21 protein-coding genes are annotated in these 24390 nt (G+C 73.4%); 7 read left to right on the top strand and 14 right to left on the bottom strand.

Annotation, left to right across the window (positions count from 1 at the left end):
* Positions 1-65: 65 nt before the first annotated feature.
* Together ACFYYW_RS39580 and ACFYYW_RS39585 are read left to right on the top strand one after the other, a co-directional pair.
* Positions 66-4238 (top strand): SpoIIE family protein phosphatase, encoded by a 4173-nt coding sequence (locus ACFYYW_RS39580; protein ID WP_387657256.1) that lies wholly within the window; start codon positions 66-68, stop codon positions 4236-4238.
* A complete protein-coding gene (locus tag ACFYYW_RS39585) occupies positions 4235-4561 on the top strand; it encodes an STAS domain-containing protein (RefSeq protein WP_387657259.1) in 327 nt (108 codons plus the stop codon). Before ACFYYW_RS39580 ends, ACFYYW_RS39585 begins: the two co-directional genes overlap by 4 nt.
* Before the next feature lie 29 nt (positions 4562-4590).
* Here ACFYYW_RS39585 and ACFYYW_RS39590 read toward each other — a convergent pair whose 3' ends face one another.
* The 12 genes from ACFYYW_RS39590 to ACFYYW_RS39645 all read right to left on the bottom strand — a co-directional run bounded on the left by ACFYYW_RS39590 (position 4591) and on the right by ACFYYW_RS39645 (position 16217).
* A complete protein-coding gene (locus ACFYYW_RS39590) occupies positions 4591-5637 on the bottom strand; it encodes an ABC transporter ATP-binding protein (protein WP_387657262.1) in 1047 nt (348 codons plus the stop codon).
* On the bottom strand, positions 5619-6380 hold the full coding sequence (locus tag ACFYYW_RS39595; protein ID WP_352327750.1) for an ABC transporter permease: 762 nt from the start codon (positions 6378-6380) through the stop codon (positions 5619-5621). Before ACFYYW_RS39595 ends, ACFYYW_RS39590 begins: the two co-directional genes overlap by 19 nt.
* A gap of 86 nt (positions 6381-6466) precedes the next feature.
* The gene (modA, locus tag ACFYYW_RS39600) at positions 6467-7267 is read right to left on the bottom strand and encodes a molybdate ABC transporter substrate-binding protein (protein ID WP_387657265.1); all 801 of its coding nucleotides are present in this window, start codon (positions 7265-7267) and stop codon (positions 6467-6469) included.
* Positions 7268-7277: 10 nt separating this feature from the next.
* Positions 7278-7691 (bottom strand): molybdopterin-binding protein, encoded by a 414-nt coding sequence (locus ACFYYW_RS39605; protein WP_387657268.1) that lies wholly within the window; start codon positions 7689-7691, stop codon positions 7278-7280.
* A 151-nt stretch (positions 7692-7842) separates the two neighbouring features.
* Positions 7843-9000 (bottom strand): Cmx/CmrA family chloramphenicol efflux MFS transporter, encoded by a 1158-nt coding sequence (locus ACFYYW_RS39610; RefSeq protein WP_387657270.1) that lies wholly within the window; start codon positions 8998-9000, stop codon positions 7843-7845.
* A 309-nt stretch (positions 9001-9309) separates the two neighbouring features.
* The gene (locus tag ACFYYW_RS39615) at positions 9310-11100 is read right to left on the bottom strand and encodes an FtsX-like permease family protein (protein ID WP_387657273.1); all 1791 of its coding nucleotides are present in this window, start codon (positions 11098-11100) and stop codon (positions 9310-9312) included.
* 5 nt (positions 11101-11105) lie between these two features.
* On the bottom strand, positions 11106-11834 hold the full coding sequence (locus ACFYYW_RS39620; protein WP_387657276.1) for an ABC transporter ATP-binding protein: 729 nt from the start codon (positions 11832-11834) through the stop codon (positions 11106-11108).
* On the bottom strand, positions 11831-12364 hold the full coding sequence (locus tag ACFYYW_RS39625) for a PadR family transcriptional regulator (protein ID WP_352327744.1): 534 nt from the start codon (positions 12362-12364) through the stop codon (positions 11831-11833). The genes ACFYYW_RS39620 and ACFYYW_RS39625 overlap by 4 nt, the downstream gene beginning before the upstream one ends.
* 60 nt (positions 12365-12424) lie before the next feature.
* A complete protein-coding gene (locus ACFYYW_RS39630; RefSeq protein WP_387657279.1) occupies positions 12425-14182 on the bottom strand; it encodes a hypothetical protein in 1758 nt (585 codons plus the stop codon).
* The gene (locus tag ACFYYW_RS39635; RefSeq protein WP_387657282.1) at positions 14167-14922 is read right to left on the bottom strand and encodes an ABC transporter ATP-binding protein; all 756 of its coding nucleotides are present in this window, start codon (positions 14920-14922) and stop codon (positions 14167-14169) included. The genes ACFYYW_RS39630 and ACFYYW_RS39635 overlap by 16 nt, the downstream gene beginning before the upstream one ends.
* The gene (locus ACFYYW_RS39640; protein WP_387657285.1) at positions 14919-15509 is read right to left on the bottom strand and encodes a TetR/AcrR family transcriptional regulator; all 591 of its coding nucleotides are present in this window, start codon (positions 15507-15509) and stop codon (positions 14919-14921) included. Before ACFYYW_RS39640 ends, ACFYYW_RS39635 begins: the two co-directional genes overlap by 4 nt.
* A gap of 120 nt (positions 15510-15629) precedes the next feature.
* Positions 15630-16217, bottom strand: coding sequence for a TetR/AcrR family transcriptional regulator (locus ACFYYW_RS39645; protein ID WP_387657288.1), 588 nt, complete (start codon positions 16215-16217; stop codon positions 15630-15632).
* Between the two features lie 99 nt (positions 16218-16316).
* Here ACFYYW_RS39645 and ACFYYW_RS39650 point away from each other — a divergent pair, with 99 nt between their 5' ends.
* Positions 16317-17420, top strand: coding sequence for an FAD-dependent monooxygenase (locus ACFYYW_RS39650; protein ID WP_387657290.1), 1104 nt, complete (start codon positions 16317-16319; stop codon positions 17418-17420).
* 71 nt (positions 17421-17491) lie between these two features.
* Here ACFYYW_RS39650 and ACFYYW_RS39655 read toward each other — a convergent pair whose 3' ends face one another.
* Together ACFYYW_RS39655 and ACFYYW_RS39660 are read right to left on the bottom strand one after the other, a co-directional pair.
* Positions 17492-18706 (bottom strand): hypothetical protein, encoded by a 1215-nt coding sequence (locus tag ACFYYW_RS39655; RefSeq protein ID WP_364415385.1) that lies wholly within the window; start codon positions 18704-18706, stop codon positions 17492-17494.
* A gap of 143 nt (positions 18707-18849) precedes the next feature.
* Entirely contained in the window at positions 18850-20490 is a 1641-nt protein-coding gene (locus ACFYYW_RS39660) for a bifunctional metallophosphatase/5'-nucleotidase (protein WP_387657293.1), read from the bottom strand.
* Between the two features lie 112 nt (positions 20491-20602).
* Here ACFYYW_RS39660 and ACFYYW_RS39665 point away from each other — a divergent pair, with 112 nt between their 5' ends.
* From ACFYYW_RS39665 to ACFYYW_RS39680, 4 genes are read left to right on the top strand one after another with little or no spacing between them, the layout of a single operon-like run.
* A complete protein-coding gene (locus ACFYYW_RS39665) occupies positions 20603-21466 on the top strand; it encodes a MurR/RpiR family transcriptional regulator (RefSeq protein ID WP_364390288.1) in 864 nt (287 codons plus the stop codon).
* Between the two features lie 8 nt (positions 21467-21474).
* Positions 21475-22710 carry an ABC transporter substrate-binding protein gene (locus ACFYYW_RS39670; protein WP_387657297.1) on the top strand — a complete coding sequence of 412 codons (1236 nt, stop codon included), beginning with the start codon at positions 21475-21477 and terminating at the stop codon, positions 22708-22710.
* Entirely contained in the window at positions 22701-23585 is an 885-nt protein-coding gene (locus ACFYYW_RS39675; protein ID WP_352325784.1) for a sugar ABC transporter permease, read from the top strand. The genes ACFYYW_RS39670 and ACFYYW_RS39675 overlap by 10 nt, the downstream gene beginning before the upstream one ends.
* Positions 23582-24385 carry a carbohydrate ABC transporter permease gene (locus ACFYYW_RS39680; RefSeq protein ID WP_387657300.1) on the top strand — a complete coding sequence of 268 codons (804 nt, stop codon included), beginning with the start codon at positions 23582-23584 and terminating at the stop codon, positions 24383-24385. Before ACFYYW_RS39675 ends, ACFYYW_RS39680 begins: the two co-directional genes overlap by 4 nt.
* The last annotated feature ends 5 nt before the right edge of the window (positions 24386-24390 follow it).

Below are 24390 nucleotides of genomic sequence, written 5' to 3' on the forward strand. Positions count from 1 at the left end.
GCCGCGGCGGCATCACCGGCGCGAGGCGGGGTAGACGCGCCCGCAGCGAACAAGGGGGAAGCCGGATGACACACGACGACCACGGTGAGCGGCGGCCGGCGGCGGCCGGTGCCGGGATCTTCACCGTGGACGACGAGGTCGGCCGCGACCTGGCCGCCGTCGACTGGGAGGCCACCCCGCTCGGCCCTCCGGAGCACTGGCCGCAGAGCCTCCAGACGGCGGTCAGCATCCTGCTGTCGTCCCGGTTCTCCATGTGGATGGCGTGGGGGCCGGAGCTGACGTTCTTCTGCAACGCCGCCTACCGCCGCGACACGCTGGGCCAGAAGTACCCGTGGGCGCTGGGCCGGCCGGCCCGCGAGGTGTGGGCGGAGATCTGGGACGACATCAGCCCGCGGATCGACGCCGTCCTGTCCACCGGGAAGGCGACCTGGGACGAGGCGCTGCTGCTGTTCCTGGAGCGGGCCGGCTACCCGGAGGAGACGTACCACACCTTCTCCTACAGCCCGCTGCGCGACGACCACGGCTCGGTGGTCGGCATGCTCTGCGTGGTCAGCGAGGAGACCGAGCGGGTCATCGGCGAACGCCGCATGGCCACCCTGCGCGATCTCGGCTCCGACCCCAGCGTGGTCCGCACCGAGCAGGAGATGCTCGCCTTCGCCTGCCGCCAGCTCGGCCGCAACCTCCAGGACCTGCCCTTCACCCTGACCTACCTGTTCGACGGCGACGGCCGCGCGCGGCTGGCCGGCTCGACCGGGCTGCCCGCCGGGCACTCGGCCGCCCCGGCCGTCCTCCCGCCCGGCGACCCGGACGCGATCTGGCCGGTCCAGGCCCCGGCCCGCGGCGAGCCGGCGCTGGTGGCGCTCGACGCGGCCCCGTACGCCGGGCTGCCGCCGGGGGACTGGCCGGAGCCGCCCACGCACGCGCTGGTGATGCCGCTGCTGCAGCAGGGAGGCATGCCGTACGGGTTCCTGGTGGCCGCGCTCAACCGCTACCGCGCCCTGGACGACGGATACCGCGGGTTCGTCGAGCTGGCCGCGGGGCACGTCGCCACCGGCATCTCCTCGGCCCGCAGCTACCAGGCCCAGCAGCGGCGGGCCGAGGAGCTGGCCGAGCTCGACCGGGCGAAGACCGTCTTCTTCTCCAACATCAGCCACGAGTTCCGCACGCCGCTCACCCTGATCATGGGCCCGGTGCAGGAGCTGCGGAACACGCTGGCCGGGGCCGCCCCCGAGGTGCGCCAGGACCTGGAGGTCGTGCACCGCAACGCCCTGCGCCTGGGCCGGCTCGTCAACACGCTGCTCGACTTCTCCCGGATCGAGGCCGGCCGCATGCAGGCCCGCTACGAGCCGGTCGACCTGGCGGCGGTGACCGCCGACCTGGCCAGCGTCTTCCGCTCGGCGGTTGACAAGGCCGGCCTGTCCTTCGAGGTGGACTGCCCGCCGCTGGACGAACCGGTCTACATCGACCGGACCATGTGGGAGAAGGTCGTGCTCAACCTGCTGAGCAACGCGCTGAAGTTCACCTTCGACGGCTCGATCGCCGTCCAGGTGGGCGTGCGCGACGGGCAGGCCGTGGTGACCGTCTCCGACACGGGCATCGGCGTCCCGGCCGAGGAGCTGCCGCGCCTGTTCGAACGGTTCCACCGGATCGAGAGCGCCCGCTCGCGCTCCAACGAGGGCAGCGGCATCGGGCTGGCCCTCGTCCAGGAGCTCGTCGGCCTGCACGGCGGCACGATCACGGCCGAGAGCGCCGAGGACAAGGGCACGACCTTCACCATCCGGCTGCCCTTCGGCGCCGACCACCTCCCGGCCGGGAGCCTGGTGCCGGCCCGCCCGGCGGAGCCGGTCTCGTCCGGCGCCGAGCCGTTCGTCCAGGAGGCGCTGCGCTGGCTGCCCGAGGACGACGTCACCGGCGCGGGCACGTCCTCGGACGTCTCGGCGGACGGCGGCGGCGCGCCGGGGCCGAGCGGCGGCCCGCCGGCCCGGGTGCTGATCGCCGACGACAACCGGGACATGCGCGAGTACCTGGCCCGGCTGCTCAAGGGCGCCGGCTACCACGTCACCGCCGTCGGCGACGGTCTCCAGGCGCTGGACGCCGTGCACGCCGAGGAGCCCGACCTCGTGGTCAGCGACGTGATGATGCCGCGCCTGGACGGCCTGGCCCTGGTCGCGGCCCTGCGGGCCGACCCGCGTACCGCCGGCGTGCCGGTGCTGCTGCTGTCGGCGCGCGCGGGGCAGGAGGCCTCGATCGAGGGCCTGGCGGCGGGCGCCGACGACTACCTGGTCAAGCCGTTCTCCGCGGCCGAGCTGCTGGCACGGGCACGGGCCAACGTGGAGCTGGCGCGGCTGCGCAACCATCACGCCCGCTGGCGCAACGCCATGATCGACTCCTTGCAGGAGGCGTTCTTCGTGACCGACGAGGACGGCGCGGTGATCGAGATCAACTCGGCGTTCACCGACATCCTCGGCTACGGCCCCGACGGCCTGCCCTACCGCCCCCGGCACCCCTGGTGGCCGGACGAGCGGCGCGACCCGCAGGCCCACGCCCTGGTCGCCGAGGCGTTCGGCCGGCTCGTCGGCGAGGGCAGGGGCAGCGCGGTCATCCCCGTCAAACACCGCGACGGGCACCAGGTGTGGGTCGCGGTCACGTTCAACTCGGTCACCGACCCCGACACCCGGCGGCGCCGCGTCGTGGGCACCCTGCGGGACGTGACCGCCGAGCACTACCTCGTGCAGCGCGAGAGCGCGCTCGCCGCGCTCGGCCTGCGGGTCTCGCAGGCCGACAACCTGAACGACGCCCTGGCCGGCGGCCTTGACGCCCTCCAGGAGGTCTGGCACGCCCGCCAGGTGGCAGCCGTCGTCTGGGACGAGGACGGCTCGCGCGGCGTGGTCACCGCGCCGTCCGGCCCGGCGTGGCAGGACCTGCCGGAACAGGTGCGGGCCAGGCTCACGGACCTGCGCGAGCAGCCGCCCCTGCGGGCCGTCGCCGCCGAGACGGACGGGGCCGGCATCACCCTGGACCATCCCGAGGGCCTGCTCGCCGTCTGGATCGACCTGGGCCAGAACCGGCCGTTCACCCAGGAGGACCAGACCCTGCTGGCGCTGCTGGCCGGCCATCTGGGCCAGGCCCTGCACCGGGTGCACCAGCTCGACCAGCAGCGGGAGGCGGCCGTGGCGCTCCAGCGCGCCATCCTCGGCCCGTCCCGGCTGCCCAGCGGCTTCGCCGTGCGCTACGAGCCGGCCAGCCGGCCGCTGGAGGTCGGCGGCGACTGGTACGACATCGTGCCGCTGTCCGACCAGCGCATCGGGATCGTCGTCGGCGACTGCGTGGGGCGCGGGCTGGAGGCGGCGGCCGTCATGGGACAGCTGCGCAGCGCGTGCCGGGCCCTGCTGCTCCAGGACGCCGGGCCCGCCCAGGTGTTCACCGCGCTCGACCGGTTCGCCGCGCTCATCCCGGGCGCCAAGTGCACCACTGTCTTCTGCGGCGTCCTGGACACCGCCACCGGCGACCTCGTCTACTCCAGCGCCGGCCATCCCCCCGGCATCCTGGCCCACGCCGACGGCAGCACCGAGCTGCTGGAGGGCGGCCGCTCGACCCCGCTGGCCGTACGGTCGGCCCGCGGGCGCACCGAGGCCAGGTGCACCATGCCGCCCCGGTCCACCCTGCTGCTCTACACCGACGGGCTGGTCGAGCGGCGGCGGCGTCCGCTGACCGCGGGCATCGGCGAGGCCAGCACCGCCGTCCAGGTCGGGCGGTCCACCCCGATCGAGGAGCTGGCCGGCGACGTCATGTCGTCCCTCACCCCGGACGGCGGCTTCAACGACGACGTCGCGCTGCTGCTCTACCGCCAGCCCGCCCCGCTGGAGGTGGACTTCCCGGCCGAGTCGAGCCAGCTCGCCCCCGTGCGCTCGGCGCTGCGGGAGTGGCTGGACCGCTGCCAGCTCACCCCGTTGCTGGCGCAGAACGTGCTCGTGGCGGCGGGGGAGGCGTGCGCCAACGCGATCGAGCACGGCCACCGCAACGCCCCCGGCCGGACGATCCGCCTGCGGGCCGTCGCGACCCCCGGCGACCTGCGGCTCACCGTCGCCGACACCGGCCGCTGGAAGCCGCCTGAGCCGGAGGCGAACCCGCACCGGGGCCGGGGCGTGGCGCTCATGCGGGCCCTGATGAACGAGGTCACCATCGAACCCGGCGCGGCCGGAACCACCGTCGACATGCAAGCGAGGATCAGCTCATGACCACCCCTCTGACCCTTGCTGCCTCGACGCGGCCGGACGGCACCCGGGTCCTGGCCGCCGCCGGCGAGATCGACATGAGCAACGCCGGGGCCCTGGAGGAGGCGCTGGCCGAAACTGGCGACAGCATGGTGCTGGTCGACCTGAGCGAGGTGGAGTACCTGGACAGCGCGGGCCTGACCGTGCTGTTCACGCACGCCGCGCGGATCCGGCTCGTCGCCAACCCGGTGCTCGAACCCGTCCTGACGATCGCCGGCTTCGCCGACGTCGCCGCCATCCAGGAGATCACGTACGTCGACCCGTCCCAGGACGGCCACCACTCCTGAAACGGCAAGGACCTTCGGCTCGCCGGCGTTCAGGCCGGGTAAGCGTGCGTCTCGGTGGCCTTGACCGAGGCCCAGATCCGCTGGCCGGGGGTCAGGTCGAGGTCGGCGACGGCGGCGGGGGTGATGTCGGCGAAGGCCGTCAGGGGGCCGTCGAGGTGCACGCGCACGTTGTCGCCGTGCCGTTCGATGCCCTCGATCCGGGCGTGCCACAGGTTGCGCGGGCTGCCGTCGGGGCGGCTGCGGTACAACGCCACGGCGGCGGGCGGGAAGGCCACGAACGCCGGCCCGTCGAGCTCCTCCGACGTGTGCAGCAGCACCTCGCCGACCCTGACCCGCACGCCCTCGGCCACGCCGCGATAGAGGTTGAGCCCGACCAGGCGGGCCACGTAGTCGGTGCGCGGATGGCGGGCGACCTCGGCCGGCGGGCCCTCCTGCACGACCGTGCCGTGCTCGATGACGATCAGCCGGTCGGCCAGCACCATCGCGTCGAGCGGGTCGTGGGTGACCAGCACGGTCGCGCCCGCGAAGTCGGCCAGGTGACGGCGCAGCTGGGAGCGGATCTCCAGCCGGGTGTGGGCGTCGAGCGCGGCCAGCGGCTCGTCCAGCAGCAGCAGCTCGGGCCGTACGGCCAGCGCGCGGGCGAGGGCGACCCGCTGCGCCTGCCCGCCGGACAGCCGCCGCGGCCTGGCGGCGGCGTGGGCGGCGAGCCCGACCCGCTCCAGCAGGGCGGCGGCCGTCCGGCGGGCCTCGGCCTTGGGCACGCCCTGGCAGCGCGGCCCGAAGGCGACGTTGTCGAGCGCCGACAGATGCGGGAAGAGCAGGTAGTCCTGGAAGACCATGCCGATCGGGCGGCCCTCGGCGGGCAGCGTGTGCAGCGGCGCGCCGCGCAGGCTGATGTGCCCGCCGGTCATCGGGGTGAGCCCGGCCAGGGCGCGCAGGGCGGTGGTCTTGCCGGCGCCGTTGGGGCCGAGCAGCGCCACCACCTCGCCTGGGGCGACCCGCAGACAGACGTCGAGGGTGAAGGCCGGCCGGGTGACCACCAGCCGGGCGTCGAGGGTCACGGCGCGCTCACCCACCGGTCGCGCAGGCTGGCCAGGATGACCACCGAGACGGCCAGCAGCACCAGGCTGAGCACGATCGCCGCCTCCGGCTCGGTCTCCAGCGCCAGGTAGACCGCCAGCGGCATCGTGCGGGTGGTGCCGGGGAAGTTGCCGGCGAACGTGATCGTCGCCCCGAACTCGCCCAGCGCCCGCGCCCAGCACAACACGGCCCCGGCCACCACGCCCGGCATCACCATGGGCAGCGTCACCCGGCGGAACACCGTCCAGCGGGAGGCGCCGAGCGTCGCGGCGGCCTCCTCGAAGCGCTGGTCGGCGCCGCGCAGCGCGCCCTCCACGCTGATCACCAGGAAGGGCATCGCGACGAACGCCTCGGCGACGATCACCCCGGCCGTCGTGAACGGCAGCGTGACGCCGAAGGCGGACTCCAGCCACTGCCCGGCCAGGCCGCGCCGCCCCAGCACCAGCAGCAGCGCCACGCCGCCGACCACCGGCGGCAACACCAGCGGCACGGTGACCAGCGCGCGCACCAGCCGCCGCCCCGGGAACGACACCCGGGCCAGCAGCCAGGCCAGCGGCACGCCGAGCAGCAGGCAGAAGACCGTGGCGACGGTGGCGCACAGCAGCGACAACCGCAGCGCCTCCAGCACGTGCGGCTCGGCCAGCCGCCGGAGCAGCGTGGACCAGGGGGCCCGGATCAGCAGCCCGGCCAGCGGCAGCACCAGGAACGCCAGCCCCGCCAGCGCAGGCACGACCAGCATCCACGGCGCCCGCCCGGAGATCTCACGGCCCGCGGCCGGACGCCCGGCGGGCGGGTCCGCCGGGCCCGGACGCCGGAGGCGGGCGGTCACGGGGCCTCGAAACCGGCCCTGGCCAGGACGCCCTTGCCCTGCTGGGACAGCACCAGGTCGACGAACTGCTTGGCCAGGGCGCCGGCCGGGGCCTTGGTCAGGGCCGCGATCGGGTAGTCGTTGACCGCCTGGGCGGCCTCGGGGAAGTCGATGCCGGTCACCTTGCCGCCGGAGGCGATCACGTCGGTCCGGTAGACCAGCGCGGCGTCCACCTCGCCCAGTTGCACCTTGGTGAGCGTGGCCTTGACGTCCTGCTCCAGGGTCACCGGCGTGACCTTGAGGCCGGCCGCGCCGAGCGCCTTGACCGCGGCGGCCCCGCACGGCACCTGCTCGGCGCAGAGCGCCACCTTCACCGCGGGGTCGGCCAGGTCCTTCAGCTCGTCGACCTTGGCCGGGTTGGCGGCGGGCACCGCGATCTGCAGCCTGTTGCGGACGAACGTGGCCGGGGCGCCCGCGAGGGAGGCGTCGGTGACCGTCTTCATGGTGGCCGGGCTGGCGGCGGCGAACACGTCGGCCGGGGCGCCCTGGACGATCTGCTGGGCCAGGGTGGCGCTGGAGCCGAAGTTGAACCTGACCGTCGTTCCCGGATGGGCGCTCTCGAAGCTCTTGCCGAGCTCGGTGAACGTGCCGGTCAGCGAGGCCGCCGCGAACACCGTCACCTGCCCGGCGGCCCCGCCGGCCGACGCGGCGGGAGCGGACGGGGCGGACGTGGCCGGCGTGCCCGAGCCGCAGCCGGCCAGGCCGGCCAGCGCGAACGCGACGGGCAGGGCGATCGTCGAAAGACGCCTGAACACCAAGGGGGGCTCCTCACACCTGACTGGCCACGCGCTCGTGACCGGGGACCTCCACGACGACGTTGGTGGACTTGATCACGGCGACCGCCACCACCCCCGCCTGCAGGCCCAGCTCGTCGGCCGCCTGCCGGCTCATCAGCGACACCACGCGGAACGGCCCGGCGGCGATCTCCACCTGGGCCATCACCGCGTCGCGGATCACCTCGGTCACGATCCCGCGGAAGCGGTTGCGCGCCGAGGAGCGGCCGCCCTCGCCGTCGGACTCGATCTGCGCACGGGCGAAGGCCGCCAGGTCGGCGCCGTCGACCCGCCGGTGGCCGTGCTCGTCGCGCTCGGCCGCCAGCCGGCCCGCGTCGACCCACCGCCGAACGGTGTCGGAGCTGACCCCGAGCAGCGCCGCGGCCTCGCTGATCCGGAACGTCGTCACAAGCCCTCACCCTACCTTCCGCATATGCGACCCTGAAGCCCGGTCAGGCTATGCAACAGCGACACGATCGGCGGGCATGTCGTCGCATTCACGAGAGCAGGCCCGGCGACCGCGTCTGGTCACTGCCGCCGGACCATCTTCCCGTCCCCGGTCAGCGCGGCGTGACGCTCGCCGGCGACCTGTGGACGACGGCCGCCACAGCGAGCGCCACGACCACCAGCAGGGCGCTGACCCACAGCGCCGACCGGTAGCCCAGCCCGGCGGCGATGGCCGCGCCGCCGATCGCCGGGCCCGCGGTGGCGCCCACGTTGAGCGCCGCCGTGGCGAAGGAGCCGCCGAGCGAGGGCGCCGCGGCGGCGGCGTACAGGACGCGGGCGATCAGGGTCGAGCCGACCGCGAAGGACAGCGCGCCCTGGACGAAGACCAGCACGAACGCCGCGGCCGGCACGTCCGCCGCGACCGCGAACAGCGCCCATCCGGCGGGCAGCGCGAGCCCGCCCGCGACCAGGACCAGCGCCGGCCGCGCGTCCGACAGCCGGCCCGCGGCGGTCACCCCCGCGAACGACCCCAGCCCGAACAGCGCGAGCAGCACCGGCACCCACCCGTCGGAGACGCCGCTCACCTCGGTGACCAGCGGCGACAGGTAGGTGAAGGTGCAGAAGGTGGCGGCGTTGACCAGCGCGCCCAGCGCCAGCGCGACCAGCAGGCGCGGCTCGCGCAACGCCCGCAGCTCCTGCCGGGCCCGCGGACGGGTGCTCTCCTGCCCGCCGGCCGGCACCGACCGCACGACGGCGAGCACGGCCGGCAGCGACACCAGCGCCACCGCCCAGAACGCCGACCGCCAGCCGAACGCCTGGCCGAGCACGGCGCCCGCGGGCACCCCGGCGACGCACGCCAGCGTGATCCCGCCGAGCAGGACGGACGTGGCCCGGCCCTTGGCGTCGGGGGCGGCCATGCCGGCCGCCGTCGCCAGGCCGACGGCGAGGAATCCGGCGTTGGCCAGCGCACCGAGGACGCGGGTGACCAGCAGCACGGCGAAGTCGGTGGTGAGCGCGCCCGCCACGTGCACGAGCACGAAGGCGAGGAGGAAGACGAGCAGCGCCTGCCGGCGGGGCCAGCGAAGGCTGAGCAGCGCCATGAGCGGCGCCCCGACGACCATGCCCGCGGCGAACGCGGACGTCAGCGCGCCCGCGGCCGGGACGGACACGCCCAGGTCGGCGGCGATGGCCGGAACCAGCCCGGACAGCATGAACTCCGACGTTCCCTGGGCGAACACGGCCAGCCCGAGAACGTAGATGGCGAAAGGCACGAGCGGTACTCCAAAGACAGCACGAAGGAACGCGGCGCGCCGGCGGCACAGCGAGGCGCGGGCGCTACCGCGAGGAGGAAAGGTCCGGGTTCGACGCCACGACGGTGGCGGAACAGCCGGGAGGAACCGGTCCGTACGAAGGTGATCGGATGCCGGAAGGACGCGCGGTCTCAGGGACGGCGCGGCCGCAGGACATCACGAGAAGCCACCGACGATCGGTGGCTAGCGTCTTGACGCCTCGGGACCGGACACGCGCCACACCCTAGCCGCAGATCATGCAAGCCGTCCACCGGGTTCCCGCGCGGCCGGTCACGCGGTCTCGGCGCTGAGTGCCTGGGCCACGGGCCGGCGGGCCGCCAGCCGGGCGGGCAGGGCGACGAACGCCGCGGTCGTCAGGAGGGTGGCCAGCGCGGCGCCGGCCAGCCACGACAAGGGGGCCTGCACCGAGTTGCCGGCCGCGAAGAGCGAGAGCAGGCCGAGGCCGAGGGGGACGCCGACGACGGCGCCGGGCAGGCTGGGCAGCAGCTGGGCGCTGGACAGGCCCGCGGCGACCTGCCCGGGGGTGGCGCCGAGCGTGCGGGCGACGGCCATGGTGGCACGCGCCTCCATGGCGGTGGTCCAGGTGAGCGTGACGGTGTTCACGACGGCGAGGACGACCAGCAGGACGGTGACGGCGAGCATCAGCCGGCGGTCGTGCTCGCCGCGCAGGTTGGGCAGCACGGAGGAGCCGTCCAGGCCGTAGCCCCGCTCCGGCTGGACGTGGAGGGTCACCAGGGCGACCATCGCGATCACCGTGGTGGCGGTGGAGCAGGCCTGGAGCACCGCCCGGCCGGGCCGGCGGGCGGTCAGCCGCAGCCCGAGCAGGAGCGGCGTGGGCAGCAGCGCCGACAGGGCGGTGATCCAGGGCCGGTGACGGGGCGGGCGCGCGGTCGCCGACAGCGCGGTGACGGTGGCCGTGCGCATGGCGCGCAGCGTGGGACGCAGCGTGGACAGCACCGCGACCACCACGGCGAGGACGGTCGCGGTGATCACGACGGAGCCGCCGAGCTCGGCCGCGTCGCCGATCCGGCTGGCCGTGGGGGCGGCCAGGGCGGGCGCGGTCAGGCGGGCGATCGCCAGCCCCAGGGCGTCGCCGGCCAGCGCGAGCGCCAGGTACTCGGTGAGCAGGACGGTGGCGATCAGCCCGGGGGTGGCGCCGACGGCCTTGAGCAGCCCGGCCCGGCGCGTCTGAGCGGCGGCGCGCCCGGCGGCCAGGGCCGCGACCCCGGTGATGGCCAGGAAGCTGAGCAGCCAGCTCCCGACCACCAGGATCGGCCGGCTGTCCTTGAGGATGACGGTGTCCTGCTCGGCCGTGAACTGCCAGGAGTGGAAGTTGACCGGCAGCTCCGGGTCGCGGTGCGCGTCGCGGAACGCCTCGGTGGCGGCGGGGTCGCGCAGCTTGAGGTCGATGGCCGTGGTGACCGGCAGGCGCCGGGCGGCGGCCAGCGTGCGGGCGTCCGCGCTGGTCAGCCAGGCCAGGCCGGCGTAGTCGCTGGGGCCGCCGCCCGGCCCGATCTGCGCCGCCCAGGGGTAGACGGAGGTGGCCGCGGTGACGGCGATCCCGACGACGGGGTACGGCCGGCCGGCGATGGTGACGCGGTCGCCGACCCCGACGTCCAGGGCGGTGGCGAAGCCGCGTTCGAGGACGGTTCCGCCGGGCCGTACCCACCGGCCCGAGGTCACCAGCGGCCGGTTGACCGGGCCCGGCCGCTCGGCGAAGCCGTGCACCACCACCTGGGACGACGTCGAGCCGCGCGCGGTGAGGTCGGCGTAGAGGATCCGGTAGGGGCCGTGGTGGGCGACCACGGCGGGGGCGTCGGCCAGCGAGGCCAGGGCGGAGGTCGCCGCGCGGCCCGAGCCGCCGGACAGCGCCACCACGTCCGGCCCGGCGGTGGCCGCGCGGGTCTGTTCGTACAGGGACCGGCCGGCGTCGCCCAGGGACAGGCCCAGCGCCATCGTCGCGGTGGCCACGGTCACCGCGAGCAGCAACATCGCGGCCTGGACGCGGTGCCGCCGCACGTCGGCCAGGACCAGCCGGGTGACGAGCACGACGGTGCCCATGACGTTCAGTCCTCCAGCCCGATCAGGCCGCCCAGCCCTCGCGGGCGGGCGGCGGCCAGGTGGGTGTCGTCGACGAACATGCCGTCGCGCATCGAGACCAGCCGGTCGGCGGTGGCCGCCCCCCGCTCGTCGTGCGTGACGATCACGAGGGTCTGCCCGGCGGAACGCAGCTCGCCGAAGATCCTCAGCACGTCGAGGGTGGCGGCGCTGTCGAGGTTGCCGGTGGGCTCGTCGGCCAGCACCACCAGCGGCTCGTTGACCAGCGCGCGGGCGACGGCGACGCGCTGGCGCTGGCCGCCGGACAGTTGCGAGGGCAGGTGCCGGGCGCGGGCGGCGAGGCCGACCCGGTCCAGCAGCGCGTCCGCGCGCCGCCTGGCCTGGCGGCGCGAGCGGCCGGCCAGCAGCGCGGGCAGCTCGACGTTCTCGGCCGCCGACAACTCCTCCACCAGGTGGAACGCCTGGAAGACGAACCCGATCGACCGGCGTCGCAGGCGGGCCAGGGCTCGCTCGCTCAGCGTGTCGACGCGCCGGCCGGCCAGCCACACCTCTCCGCCGGTGGGCCGCTCCAGGCCGCCCAGCAGGTGCAGCAGGGTGGACTTCCCGCAGCCGCTCGGGCCGGTCACCGCCAGCGTCTGCCCCTGGGGGACCTCCAGGTCGACCTCGTCCACCGCGCGGACCCGGCTCTGCCCGTGGCCGTGCGTCTTCAGCAGGCCGCGGGCCCGTAACACGTTCATGCGCCCTCGTCTTCGTCTTCGGCCCGGGACCAGGTGCGTTCGCAGGCGTCCAGCCAGCGCAGGTCGGCCCGCAACCGGAGCACGACCCCCTCCAGCAGCAGGCCGGCGGGTGATCCGGGCGGTTCGTCCAGCGCCGCCTGCTGGACCTCGCGCAGGCGGCGCAGCAGCTCGCGGCGCTGCGCCGCCACCAGCTCGACCGGGTCGGCCAGCCGGGCCGCGGCGGCGGCGGCGAGTTTGAGATGGAACTCGGCCAGGTCCGGTTTCGGCCAGCCGACCTCGGCGAGCCAGGCGGCCACCCGGCGCTGGCCGTCGGGGGTCAGCGCGTAGACCTTGCGGTCGGGCCGCTCGGGGAGGCCGTCGGCCCGTTCGCAGGCGACCAGCCCGGCCTTCTCCAGCCTGGCCAGGGTCACGTAGATCTGGCCGGGGTTCATCGACCCGCCCAGCGGGCCGAGGTGGTGCCGCAGGCGGGCGCGCAGGTCGTAGCCGTGCGACGGCTCCTTGGCGAGCATCGCCAGCACCGCGTCCTGCACGGCCCCACCCCCCTAACGGTTAGCCAATAGATAGCGGTTAGCCGTAGGGGGTGTCAAAACCTACTCGGACGGTCGCGGCCTGATCATCCACAGGCCCAGGCCGTACATCGCCAGGCCGAGCAGGATGAACCCGGCGGCGACCGGGTAACGCAGCCCGGCCGGCAGGTAGGTGGCCAGGAACCAGGAGTGGCGCAGCATGTCGTTGGAGACGAAGACGGCCGCGAGGATGCCCTGCGGCACCAGCGGGATCGCGCCGAGGCCGAAGCACCACCAGGTGATCATGCGCTGCGTCGTGGACAGCCGGTCGAAGCGGGAGGCCACGGCGGGCCGCTGCCTGCGGCCGGTGCGCATCAGGTCCAGCAGCTCGGGGCCCTGCGCGCGCAGGCGGCGTTCGGCGAGCAGGCCGAGACCCCAGACGCACAGCGCCCCCGTCAGGACGCCGACGGCGACCCCGGCCCAGCCGTACCGGAGAGCGGCCAGCGCCGCGGGCAGCCCGGTGAGGGCCACCAGGGCGAGGGTCAGGTAGGCCAGCCCGGTCAGGCCGCTGTCGTCCTCGCTGGTGCGCAGCGGGTTGCCGGCGCGGCGGTGGGGGTCGGTGCCGGGCACCAGCCCGTACACCGAGATCAGTGGCACCAGCCCGGCCGCGCCGCCCAGCAGGGCCGCCAGCAGCGCCAGGGCAAGTGGCCACGGTCCGCCGGCGAGCGCGGCGCCCGCCACGGTCAGCACGACCGCCACCGGCGTCTGCGCCGCCAGCCACGCCAGTTGCCGGCCGCGCACGTCGCTCGCGCCGGGGGTCATCAGGGTCAGCCAGAGCGCGGTGCCGTCGGCGCCGTACTGGTTGGCGGCCATGGCCGCGGCCATCACGACGAAGATCGGGCCCGCGTAGGGCAGCATGCCGTTCCAGCCGACGACCAGCGGGAGGGCCGCGAAGCAGACGGCGTAGGACAGCGCGAACGTGAGCTGATGGCTGCGTACCAGGTCACGTGACCAGGTGCGCAGCTCCTTGGCGACGATCGCGCCGTTGGCGGTGGCGGCCGTCATCGGCCGCCGGGTGCGCCCGGACCGCTGCGTCGCCCCCGCGCGCCGGCCCAGCAGCACCGCCCACGCGCCGAGCAGCAGCACGGCCAGGAGCGCCAGGGCGGCCAGCGCCCACCAGTCGCCCTGGACGGCCAGCAGCCCCCACCCGGAGGGCAGATACCGGACGAACGACGGCATGCCGATCTGGCCGAAGGCCACGAAGAAGATCCAGATCTGGCCGAGCGCCGCCAGGATCGCGCCGTTGAGCACGCCGGAGGCGACCGCGCCCGCCCGGGACCGAAGCGCCTGCCCGACCAGCGCCACCGCGAGCTTCGACAACAGCACGAACACGGCCAGCTGCAACACCATCGCGGGCACGGCCACCAGGGCGTTGACCGGCCCGAGGCGGGCGCCCGCGATCGGCAGGCCGAGCAGCGCGGTCAGGCTGACCAGCGGCGCGACGCCGACGAAGGCCGCCACCAGCAGCCCGGACGCCAGGCGGCGCGGCGGCAGGCCGAGCATCGTGAAGTACTCCGGCCGCAGCGTCTCGTCGCCGCCGCCCATGAAGACGGGGCCGAGCATCCAGCCCAGCAGCCAGACCGCGTAGGCGGCGGCCAGCAGCTCGGGCTCGGCGGCGGCCAGGTAGATCGTCCCGGCGGCGAGCAGCGCGCCCAGCGCGGCGCCCGTGCCCGCGGTCTGGGCCCGGGTGCCCCGGAAGGCGTGGCGCAGGAGCGCGACCTTCATCCGGGCCATGGTGGTCACGGTGCCGGGGGTGCTCGGCGGGGTCACTGCGACAGCCACGACAGCTCCTTCACGCCGGTGTCGTCGTTGCCGACCAGGGCGACGAAGGTGTCCTCCAGCGAGCGGCCGCCGCGCACCTCGTCGAGGGTGCCGGCCGCGGCCACCGTGCCCTTGTCGATCACCGCCACCCGGTCGCAGAGCTGCTCCACCAGCGCCATGACGTGGCTGGAGAGCACGATCGAGCCGCCGTTCGCGACGAACCCGCGCAGGATCCGCTTGATCGTGGCGGCCGAGACCGGGTCGACCGCCTCGAACGGCTCGTCCAGGACGAGCAGCCGGGGCGCGTGCAGCAGCGCGGTGGCCAGCCCGATCTTCTTGCGCATGCCGGTGGAGTACTCGATGACCAGCGTCGTGCCGGCGCCGTCCAGTTCCAGCACGGCCAGCAGCTCGTCGGCGCGCCGGGCCACCTCGTCCTTGGGCAGGCCGCGCAGCAGGCCGAGGTAGGTGAGCACTTCGCGGCCGGTCAGCCGCTCGGGCATGGCCATGCCGTCGGGCAGCACCCCGACCAGGGTCTTGGCCCGCTCCGGAGCCGACCAGACGTCCTGGCCGAAGATCGTGGCGCCGCCCGCGTCGGGGCGCAGCAGGCCGACGGCCATGGACAGGGTGGTGGTCTTGCCGGCGCCGTTCTGGCCGACGAGCCCGAAGAACGACCCCTGGGGGACGGTGAGGTGGATCGCGTCGACGGCGACCTTGTCACCGAATCTCTTGGTCAGCCCGTTGATCTCGAGCGCCGGCGTCATGGAATCCTCCTGGTGGCGAGGGTGAAGATGGTGGCCAGCTCGGCGGCGAGGGCGCTGAGGTCGTAGTCGGGGTCCTTCAGCACGTAGCTCGGCACGGCGTCGATGGCGCCGCGGATCGCGATCGCCATCGGCCGCAGCTCGAACTGCCGGAACTCGCCGGTCTGCTGGCCCCACGCCAGCAGCTTCTCGATGTCGGCGATGGCGGTGCCCTGCTGGGCCGCGTAGGGGCCGTCGTGGTCGTGGGTGATGATCTCGACCAGTGCCAGCAGGGGTTTGCGGTGCACCCGCATGAACTCGAGGTTGGTCTCGAAGTAGACGCGCAGCCCGTCGGTGGCGGTGGCCTGCGCCAGGATGCGCGGCACCATCAGGTCGGTGGCGAGCTTGACCGCGTGCCCGACGACCGCCTCGATCAGCTCGTCCTTGCTGCCGAAGTAGTAGGCGATCAGGCCCGGCGTGATGCCGGCGAGCTTGGCGATCTTCGCCATCGACGCCTGCCGGTAACCGACCGTCGCCAGGGCCTCGACGGCGCACTCGATGATCTGGGCCCGCCGGTTCTCCTCGACGAACGTCCGCTCTCCTGATGGCACGTTCAAGATATTAAACGGTCATTCAAAGCTTGGCAAAGGTCGCCTTGACCTGCTGAGGAGGTCGGCCTGGCTACCGCCTGGCGCCCACGACCGGGGCCGCCCGGGGGATCGTCGTTTCGCTCACCTGACCAGCCCGAACCGGGTGGTGATGGCCCGCAGCCCCTCGACCACGTCGGCGGCCGAGGGCGCGGCCTGCGGGTCGTTGAGCCACTGGGCCATCACCCCCAGCAGCAGCGCGAGCTGCACCGAGCCGACGGCGCGCACCTCGCCGTCGCCGATCTCCTCCTCAGGCACCCCGGTGAGCTGGGCGGCCATGCCGCGCCGCCCCTCGCGCTGACCAGCCACGAGCTGTTCGCGCAGCTCCGGCGAGTGCTCCGCCTGGACCAGCGCCTCCAGGTTGGCCAGCCACAGCGTGCGGTGCTCGTTGACCGAGCCGACCAGTTGCTCCCACAGCGCCTCGAAGCTCTCGGCGGGCGACCTGCCGGGATCGTGGAGGGCGGCCAGCGCCGCGCCGACCTGCTCTCCCCATTCGCCCATGGCCTCGACCAGGGCCGCGTTGAGCAGCGCCTCGCGCGAGCCGAAGTGGTAGCCGATGGCGGCCATGCTCACGCCCGACGCCGTGGCGATGTCGCGGACGGTGGTGCGCCCCCAGCCCTTCTCCTCCAGGCAGCGCCGCGCCCCGGCCAGCAGGTCTTCGCGATTTCCCATGGCCGGAAGCCTAGCACGTACGCATCAGACGACCGTCTTGCGCATTCGCCCAAATCTGCGTACGGTGGGGAGCGTTCACCGACGAAAGAGGACATCCCGATGCGAATCCTGATCTCCGGCGGCAGCGTCGCCGGCCCCGCCCTCGCCTACTGGCTGAACCGTCACGGCCACCAGGTCACCCTCGTCGAGCGCGCCCCGGCCCCGCGCGGCGGCGGCGCGGCCATCGACTTCCGCGGCTCGGCCCTGGACGTGCTGGAGCGCATGGGCCTGCTGGCCCAGATGCGCCGGCACGCGACCACGATGACCTCCATGACGCTGGTCGACGAGGCCGGCGACGCGTTGGCCGTGCTGCCCGCCACCGCGATCTCCGGCGAGCTGGAGGTGCTCAAGTCCGACGTCACGAAGGTGCTGTACGAGGCCACCCGCGACACCGTCGAGTACCTGTTCGACGACACCGTCACCGCCCTCGACCAGGACCCGGCGGAGGTGCGGGTGCGGTTCGAGAAGGCCGCGCCGCGCACGTTCGACCTGGTGGTCGGCGCCGACGGGATGCACTCCAAGGTGCGCGCGCTCGCCTTCGGCCCCGAGTCGCGCTACGTGCGCGGCCTCGGCATCTACGGCGCGCTGTTCACCACCGGCAACATCCTGGACCTGCGGGACGCGGGCCTGATGCACAACACCCCCGGCCGCAGCGCCATGGCCTTCACCGCCCACGGCAACACCGAACTGCGGGTCGGCCTGTCGTTCGCCGCCGACGACCTGGTCTACGACCGGCGCGACCGCGCCCAGCAGGAACGCCTGGTGGCCGAGCACTACGCGGGAGCGGGCTGGCAGGTGCCCCGGCTGCTGGCGGCCATGCGGGAGGCCGAGGAGTTCTTCTTCGACTCCTCCGGCCAGGTCGTGATGGACACCTGGACCAACGGCCGGGTCACGCTGCTGGGCGACGCGGCCTACTGCGCGGCGCCGACCTCCGGCCGCGGCACCTCGCAAGCCCTGATCGGCGCGTACGTGCTGGCCGGGGAGCTGGCCGAGGCGCCCGACCACGCCACGGGCCTGGCCGCCTACGAGCACCGGATGCGCGACTACGTCGAGCGCAACCAGCGGCACGGCCGGGCCGCGGCCCGCTGGTTCTTCGGCACGCCGGACGAGCCCATGCCGGACGAGGCCGACGACGCGGTCCCGCTCAAGGAGTACGCGCTCTGAGGTCGTGGCCGAAGACCCACGGCGGCTCGGAGCCGCCGAGCCGGGAGATCGGCGGCGGGCTCGTCCGCGATTCAGCCGGTCTTGCGGATGGCCAGGCCGTGGTCGCCGCCGGCGGCGATGAACGTGAGCCCCGGCCCCCACGCGTTCGGCCTCGGCGGCATCGGCACCGGGACGCCGGTGCCCGTCTGGCCGGAGTTGTACTGCCCCCAGCCGTACGCCTCGCCGCCGCCGGTCAGGGCCAGGCCGAAGGCGCACCCGGCGGCGACGTCCTTGACGTCCGACAGGCCCGGGACGAGCTGCGGCTGCTTGACGAGCGCGCCGGTGAAGGCCACCTGGGCCTCGGTGTTGTCGCCCCAGCCCCACACGTTGCCCGACCCGTCCACCAGGTAGCTGTGCCGGCAGCCCGCGGCCACCGCGCGCACCTGGCCGTACCTGCCGACGACGTGCACCGGGCTGTAGGACGCGGTGACGGAGGTGGTGCCGTTGCCGAGCTGGCCGGAGTTGTTGGCGCCCCAGGCCAGCAGCGTGCCGTCGGAGCGGACGGCCAGCGAGTGGGAGAACCCGGCGGCGATGTCGTAGACCGGCCCGCTCTCGCCGCCCAGGCCGGGCAGCACGGTGGGGCTCGCCTTCGCCGCGTTCGTCCCGTCGCCGAGCTGGCCGCGCGAGTTGTCCCCCCAGACCAGCACGCTGAAGTCGTTCCGCAGCGCCATGCTGTGGAACCAGCCGGCCTCGATGTGGGTGATGCCGCGCAGCTCGCCGACCGGCTGCGGGGTGGCGTACGAGCCGCCGAACGCGCCCAGCCCGAGCTGCCCGTCGTTGTTGACGCCCCACGCCCAGACGTGGCCGTCGCCGGTGCGGGCCAGGCTGAACCCCCAGCCCGCCGCGACCTCCACGACCCCGGTCAGGCCCTGGACCTTGACCGGGACGTTGCTGTCGGTGTGACCGCCGTCGCCGAGCTGGCCGTTGTTGTTCTGCCCCCAGGCCCAGACCGAGCCGTCGGCCGCGATGGCCAGGGAGTGGGTGAGGCTGCCGGCGACCTCGGTGAAGCCCTGCTCCTCGGCGCGTACCTTGACGGGGAGCTGCTGGTCGGCGTACCCGCCGTCGCCGAGCTGCCCGAAACCGCCCTTGCCCCAGGCGATGGCGTGCGTGGCGGGCGGCGCCGCCTGTGCTGTCGCCTGTGCTGTCGCCTGGGCCGGCACGGCTGCCGTGAGCGCGGCGGCCGCCACGGCCGCCACCAGGACGGCCCGCGATCGTCTGCCGAGCCTCCTCGGGATGGAGAGCTGCATCTGACCTCCTCATGGTCCGGGCGCCGTCGGACGACGACGCCTCAGACCATGGGCGTTCCGCGGCGTTCCATCCCGTTCCATCCGCAGGCCGCCCGCGCCGGCAGTTGCGCCCGCCGGGAGCGGGGGAGGCGGGACGGAGGCGGTCAGTTCACCCGGGTGACCCGGTTCAGGGCCGGGGCGGGCAGCGGGCTCCTGGCCCGGATGTAGGACTCGAACGCCTCGATGTCGCGGACCTTCTCCACCCGCTCGGTGCCCTCGGTCAGCACCGAGAAGCCGTCGCCGCCGGTCGCGATGAAGGAGTTGGCGGTCAGGCGGTACTTCGCGGCGGGGTCGACGACGACGCCGTTGAGCTTGATGCTCGCCGGGTCGATCCGGTCGCAGGCGGGCCTGGCGTTGTCGTAGGTGTAGGTGAGTCCCTGGGAGACGCCGAGCACGCGCGCGGTGCCCTGGCCGCACCACTGCTGCTCCAGCAGCCGTTCGAGCTGGGCGCCGGTGAGCGTCATGGTGACGAGCATGTTGCCGAACGGCTGGACGCGCAGCGCCTTGCCGTGCGTCACCAGGTTCGACATCTCGTTGCCGGTGGGGTTGACGATCAGGTCGCCGCCGATGCCGCCGCCGTAGGGCGGCTGGACGGCGATCTGGGCGCCGCCGTTCTCGGCGGCGGAGGTGGCGAACAGGCGGGCGTCGGCCAGGGCGTGGCCGACGGTGGACTCGCCGGCGGCGTTGCGCTGGGCGGTCAGGTCGCGGGCGAGCAGGCCGACCGGCCGGTCGAGCAGCTTCTGCGCCTGCTCGTCGGTCCGGCGGCGCAGGGCGGCGATGCGGGCGTCGGGCTTGATGTCGTGGGTGACGGTGATGTTCTCGGCCTTGGCGGAGGTCGGGTTGCCGGTCGCCCGGTCGACGGTCAGGACGACCTTGGTGAGCTCGCGCGTGTGGGCGGAGGTCTGCGTGACCGGGATGCCGTTGACCAGGCAGTTGTACGGGTTGTGGGTGTGCCCGGAGATCACGGCGTCGACCTCGGGGTCGAACCGCTGCACGATGTCCTTGATAGGCCCGGCCAGGTTGTTGCACTCGTTGGGCAGGCCGCCGCCGGTCTGCCCGCCGCCCTGGTGGATCAGGACGACGATCGTGCGCACGCCCTTGGCCTTGAGCTCGGCGGTGTAGGTGTTGACCGCCTCGGCCTCGTCGCGGCCCTCCAGCGGCTTGGTCGGGCCGGGGGCCTCGTTGAGCGCGTTCTTGTAGTCGACGCCGATGATGCCGACCTTGACGCCCTTGACCTCCTTGACGATGTAGGGCGTCAGCGCGGGCCTGCCGGTGGTGGTGTCGACGATGTTGGCGCCCAGGTAGGGGAACGCGTCGCCCTTGAAGCCGGGCAGCGCGCATCCGTCGATCGGGTGGCAGCCGCCGTTCTCCATCCGGCGGAACTCGGCGATGCCCTCGTCGAACTCGTGGTTGCCGACGCTGGAGGCGTCCAGGCGCATCATGTTCAGCGCCTGGATGCCCGGCTCGTCGTGCAGGGCGGTGGCGTTCATGGTGCTGGAGGAGTAGTTGTCGCCGGCCGAGAGCCGCAGCGTGCCGTCGGGGTTGTCGCGCTGGAGCCGGTCCATGTGGGCGGCCAGGTACTCGGCCCCGCCGGCCTCGACCGGCCCGGACGGCGTCATGGCGAAGCTGGTCGGGAAGCCGGAGTGGAAGTCGTTGAAGGCCAGTAACTGGATGTCCACGGCGTCGGCGCGGGCGGGCAGCAGGCTGGTGCTGCCGAGCACCAGCGCCATGAGGAGGTTGCGCATGGCCACGAAAGTGACATAGTCCCATCGAGTCACACAAGAGGGAAATTTTCTAACATTGGACGTCGAATGTGAACTATTGACATACCTTGCGGGAAGCGGGAGGGTTCCTCCCATGTCACCGATCCTGGCCAGAATCCGAGGGATCGAGCCCACCCTCACGGCCACCCACCGGCGCATCGCCGAGACGATCCTCGCCGAGCCCGCCACCGTGGCCGCCTCGACCATCGGGGAGCTGGCGGAGCGGTGCGGCACCTCGCTCACCACCGTCACCCGCTTCTGCCGGCAGCTCGGCCTGGCCGGTTACCCCGAGCTCAGACTGGCGCTCGCCGCCGAACTGGGCCGCAACGACGCCGCCCCGCGCGAGCAGGGCCTGATCGCCTTCTCCCCGGACGACCCCGCGAGCCTGGTGCTGCGCAGCCTGCTGGCCAGCGACCTGCGCGCCATGGAGGAGACGGCCGCCCAGCTCGACCTCCAGGCCGTGGACCGGGCCGCCGAGGCCCTGGTACGGGCCCGGTTCATCGACTTCTTCGCGGTCGCCGGCAGCGCGGGCGTGGCCATGGACCTGCACCTGCGCCTGCACGCCATCGGCCGCCCCGGCGCGTTGTGGACCGACGTGCACAGCGCCGTCTGCAGCGCCAACGCGCGCAACCGCGACGACGTGGCGCTCGGCATCTCCCACTCGGGCACCACGGCCGAAGTGGTCGAGCCGCTGGCCATCGCCAAGCGACGCGGCGCCACCACCGTCGCGGTCACCAACTTCCCCCGCAGCCCGCTGGCCGAGGTGGCCGACATCGTGCTGACCACCGCCGCGCAGGACACCCCCTTCCGCGCCGGCGGCGTGGCCGCCCGCCACACCCAGATGCTCGTCCTGGACTGCCTCTACATCGGCGTCGTCCAGCGCACCCACGAGACCAGCGATCAGTTGCTCACCGCGGCCACCGACGCGGTCAGCAAGCACCGCCTGCCCCCACGCTAGGAGTCCCCATGCGCCTTGCCGCCGCCGCTGTCGCCTTGGCGATGGCGGTCACCGCCTGTGCCCCTTCCGCCACGACGAGTGCCGATTCCGGCAAGATCACCCTCTCGGTCTGGGGCTGGGGTCCCGAGGCGAACTACGACAAGATGTTCGCCGAGTACGAGAAGCTCCACCCCGGCATCGACGTCGACGCCCGCTCGTTCACCACGGCCACCGAGTACGACACCATCCTGTCCACCGGCCTGGCCGGCGACAGCGGCCCCGACCTGGCCTGGCTGCGCGCCGGCGCCAACCTCCAGCCGCTGGTCGAGGCCGGCCGGCTGCTCCCGCTCGACACCAAGGACGTGCCCGGCCTGGCCGCCTACGACGAGAAGGTCCTGCGCTACGCCAAGGGCGACAAGGACGGCAAGGTCTACGGCGTGCCGTTCGCCGTCCAGACCCTCCAGGTGATCTACAACAAGAAGATCTTCGCCGACAACGGCCTCACCCCGCCGAAGACGTACGCCGACATGATCTCCGCGGCCGAGAAGCTCAAGGCCAAGGGCATCGTGCCGTTCGCCTTCGGCGGCAAGGACGACTGGATGCTGCCGATCGTGGCCGGCATCTTCGGCACCGCCCACTGGGGCGGCGACGCGTTCATCGCCGACGTCAAGGCCAAGCGCAAGAAGTTCGCCGACCCCCGCTTCGTGGAGGGCATCGACCAGCTCAACAAGCTCAAGCCGTACTTCCCCGACGACGTGGCCGGCGTCTCCTACACCGACGCGCAGATCCTGTTCTCCTCCGGCAAGGCGGCCATGTTCCCCGGCGGCCTGTGGGAGCTGAACTTCTTCGGCGAGCACGCCAAGGGCGTCGACCTGGGCGTCTTCACCCCGCCCGCGCCCGAGGGGGAGGGCGTCATGCCCGGCTTCACCGACGGCTCGTACGGCGTCAACGTCAAGACCAGGCACAAGGCCGAGGCGCTGAAGTTCGCCGCGTGGCTGGCCTCCAAGGACTACGGCCAGCTCTACACCGACACCCTGCGCATCTTCTCCGCCGTGCCCGGCGTCACCCCCAAGGACCCGCTGCTCAACGAGGTCTCCGCCACCTTCGCCCAGCACGGCGGCACCTACTTCATGAACGAGTTCGCCTACGGCAACCCGACCTCGGCCACCGTGTTCTCCAAGGCGTTGCAGGAGATGCTGCTGGGCCGCATCAGCGCCGAGGAGGCCGCCGAGCAGCTCGACAAGAGCGTGGCCACATGGCTCTAGCCGCCCGGCGGGGATCGTCGTACGTGTTCCTGGTCCCCGCCTTCCTCCTGTACTCGGCGTTCGTGGTCTATCCGCTGTTCACCGGGCTGACCTACAGCTTCTTCTCCTGGAAGGGCACCCTGCGCGACCAGCCGGCCGGGCTGGACAACTACGCGCACCTGCTGTCGGGCGCCTTCCTGGACCAGCTCCTGCCGGCGCTCGGGCACAACTTCCTGCTGTTCGCCGGCACCATGCTGGTGCAGAACACGCTGGGCCTGGCCTTCGCGCTGGCGCTGTTCCGCGTACGGCGCGGCAAGCGGGCCCTGCAGACCATGTTCGCGCTGCCGTACCTGGTCAACCCGCTGGTCATCGGCTACCTGTGGACCCTGCTGCTCAGCCCGGCCTTCGGCCCGGTCAACGCGCTGCTCAAGCCGATGGGCCTGGCGATGCCGTGGCTGGGCGACCCCGGCACCGCGCTGCCGACCGTCATCCTGATCACCAGCTGGCAGTGGGTGGGCTTCCCGATGCTGCTGTTCAGCGCCGCGCTCGGCGGCATCCCACAGGAGTACGCCGAGGCCGCCAGGACCGACGGCGCCGGCTCCTGGCAGGTGTTCTGGCGCGTCACGCTGCCGCTGCTCAAGCCGGCCATGGCCACCGTGACCATCCTCAGCTTCATCGGCAGCATGGGCACCTTCGCCCTGGTCTACGCCCTGGGCGGCTCCAACGGCGCCCCCGCGGGCGCGACCGACGTGCTCGGCCTGCTGTTCTACCGGACCGCCTTCGCCTCGGGCGACGTCAACGCGCTGGGCACGTCCTCGGCGCTGGCGGTCTTCATGTTCACCTTCATCTTCGGCTCGACGCTGCTGCTGGAACGGGTCCTGAGGAGGAAGCCGTGAAGGCCGTGGCGATCCGGGTCCTGCTGTGGGGCTACGCCGTCTTCTCCATGTCGCCGCTGCTGGTCATGCTGCTCAGCTCGCTCCGGCCGACCAGCGAGATCTTCGACCAGCCGCTCGGCTGGCCCAGCGGGCTCGGCAACTACGCCAGGGCCTGGACCGACGCCTCCTTCTCCACGTACGTGGTGAACTCGGCGATCGTCGTGGTCTGCTCGGTGCTGCTGGGCGCGGTGGTGTCGTTGCTGGCGGCGTACCCGCTGGGGCGCCGGGAGTTCCGGGGGCGCGGGCTGTTCGCCGCCTACTTCGTCTCGGGCATGACGCTGCCCGCCCACCTGGGTGTGCTGCCGCTGTTCTACCTGCTGGAGAGCATGGGCCTGGTGGACTCGCTGGCCGGGCTGGTGCTGGTCTACGCGGCCGGGTCGGTGCCGTTCAACGTGTTCGTGCTGACCGCGTTCTTCCGCCAGCTCCCGCACGAGCTCGACGAGGCCGCCGCCCTGGACGGCGCGGGACCGTTCGCGACCTTCTGGCACGTGCTGCTGCCGCTGGTACGGCCCGCGCTGGCGACCGTGGTGGTCTTCCAGTTCGTGCCGATCTGGAATGACTTCTTCTACCCCCTGGTCCTGATGCGGGATGAGAGCAAGCTGACCCTGCCGGTCGGCCTCACCCACTTCTTCGGCCAGTTCCAGAACGACTGGGGCACGCTCTTCGCCGGCCTGGTGATGACGACGATCCCCCTGGTCGTGCTCTTCATCCTGGCCACGCGCCAGATCGTCGCCGGGCTCACCGCCGGCATGAACCGTTGAGGACA

The sequence above is a fragment of the Nonomuraea sp. NPDC001831 genome (assembly GCF_042892035.1).
Lineage (GTDB): Bacteria > Actinomycetota > Actinomycetes > Streptosporangiales > Streptosporangiaceae > Nonomuraea.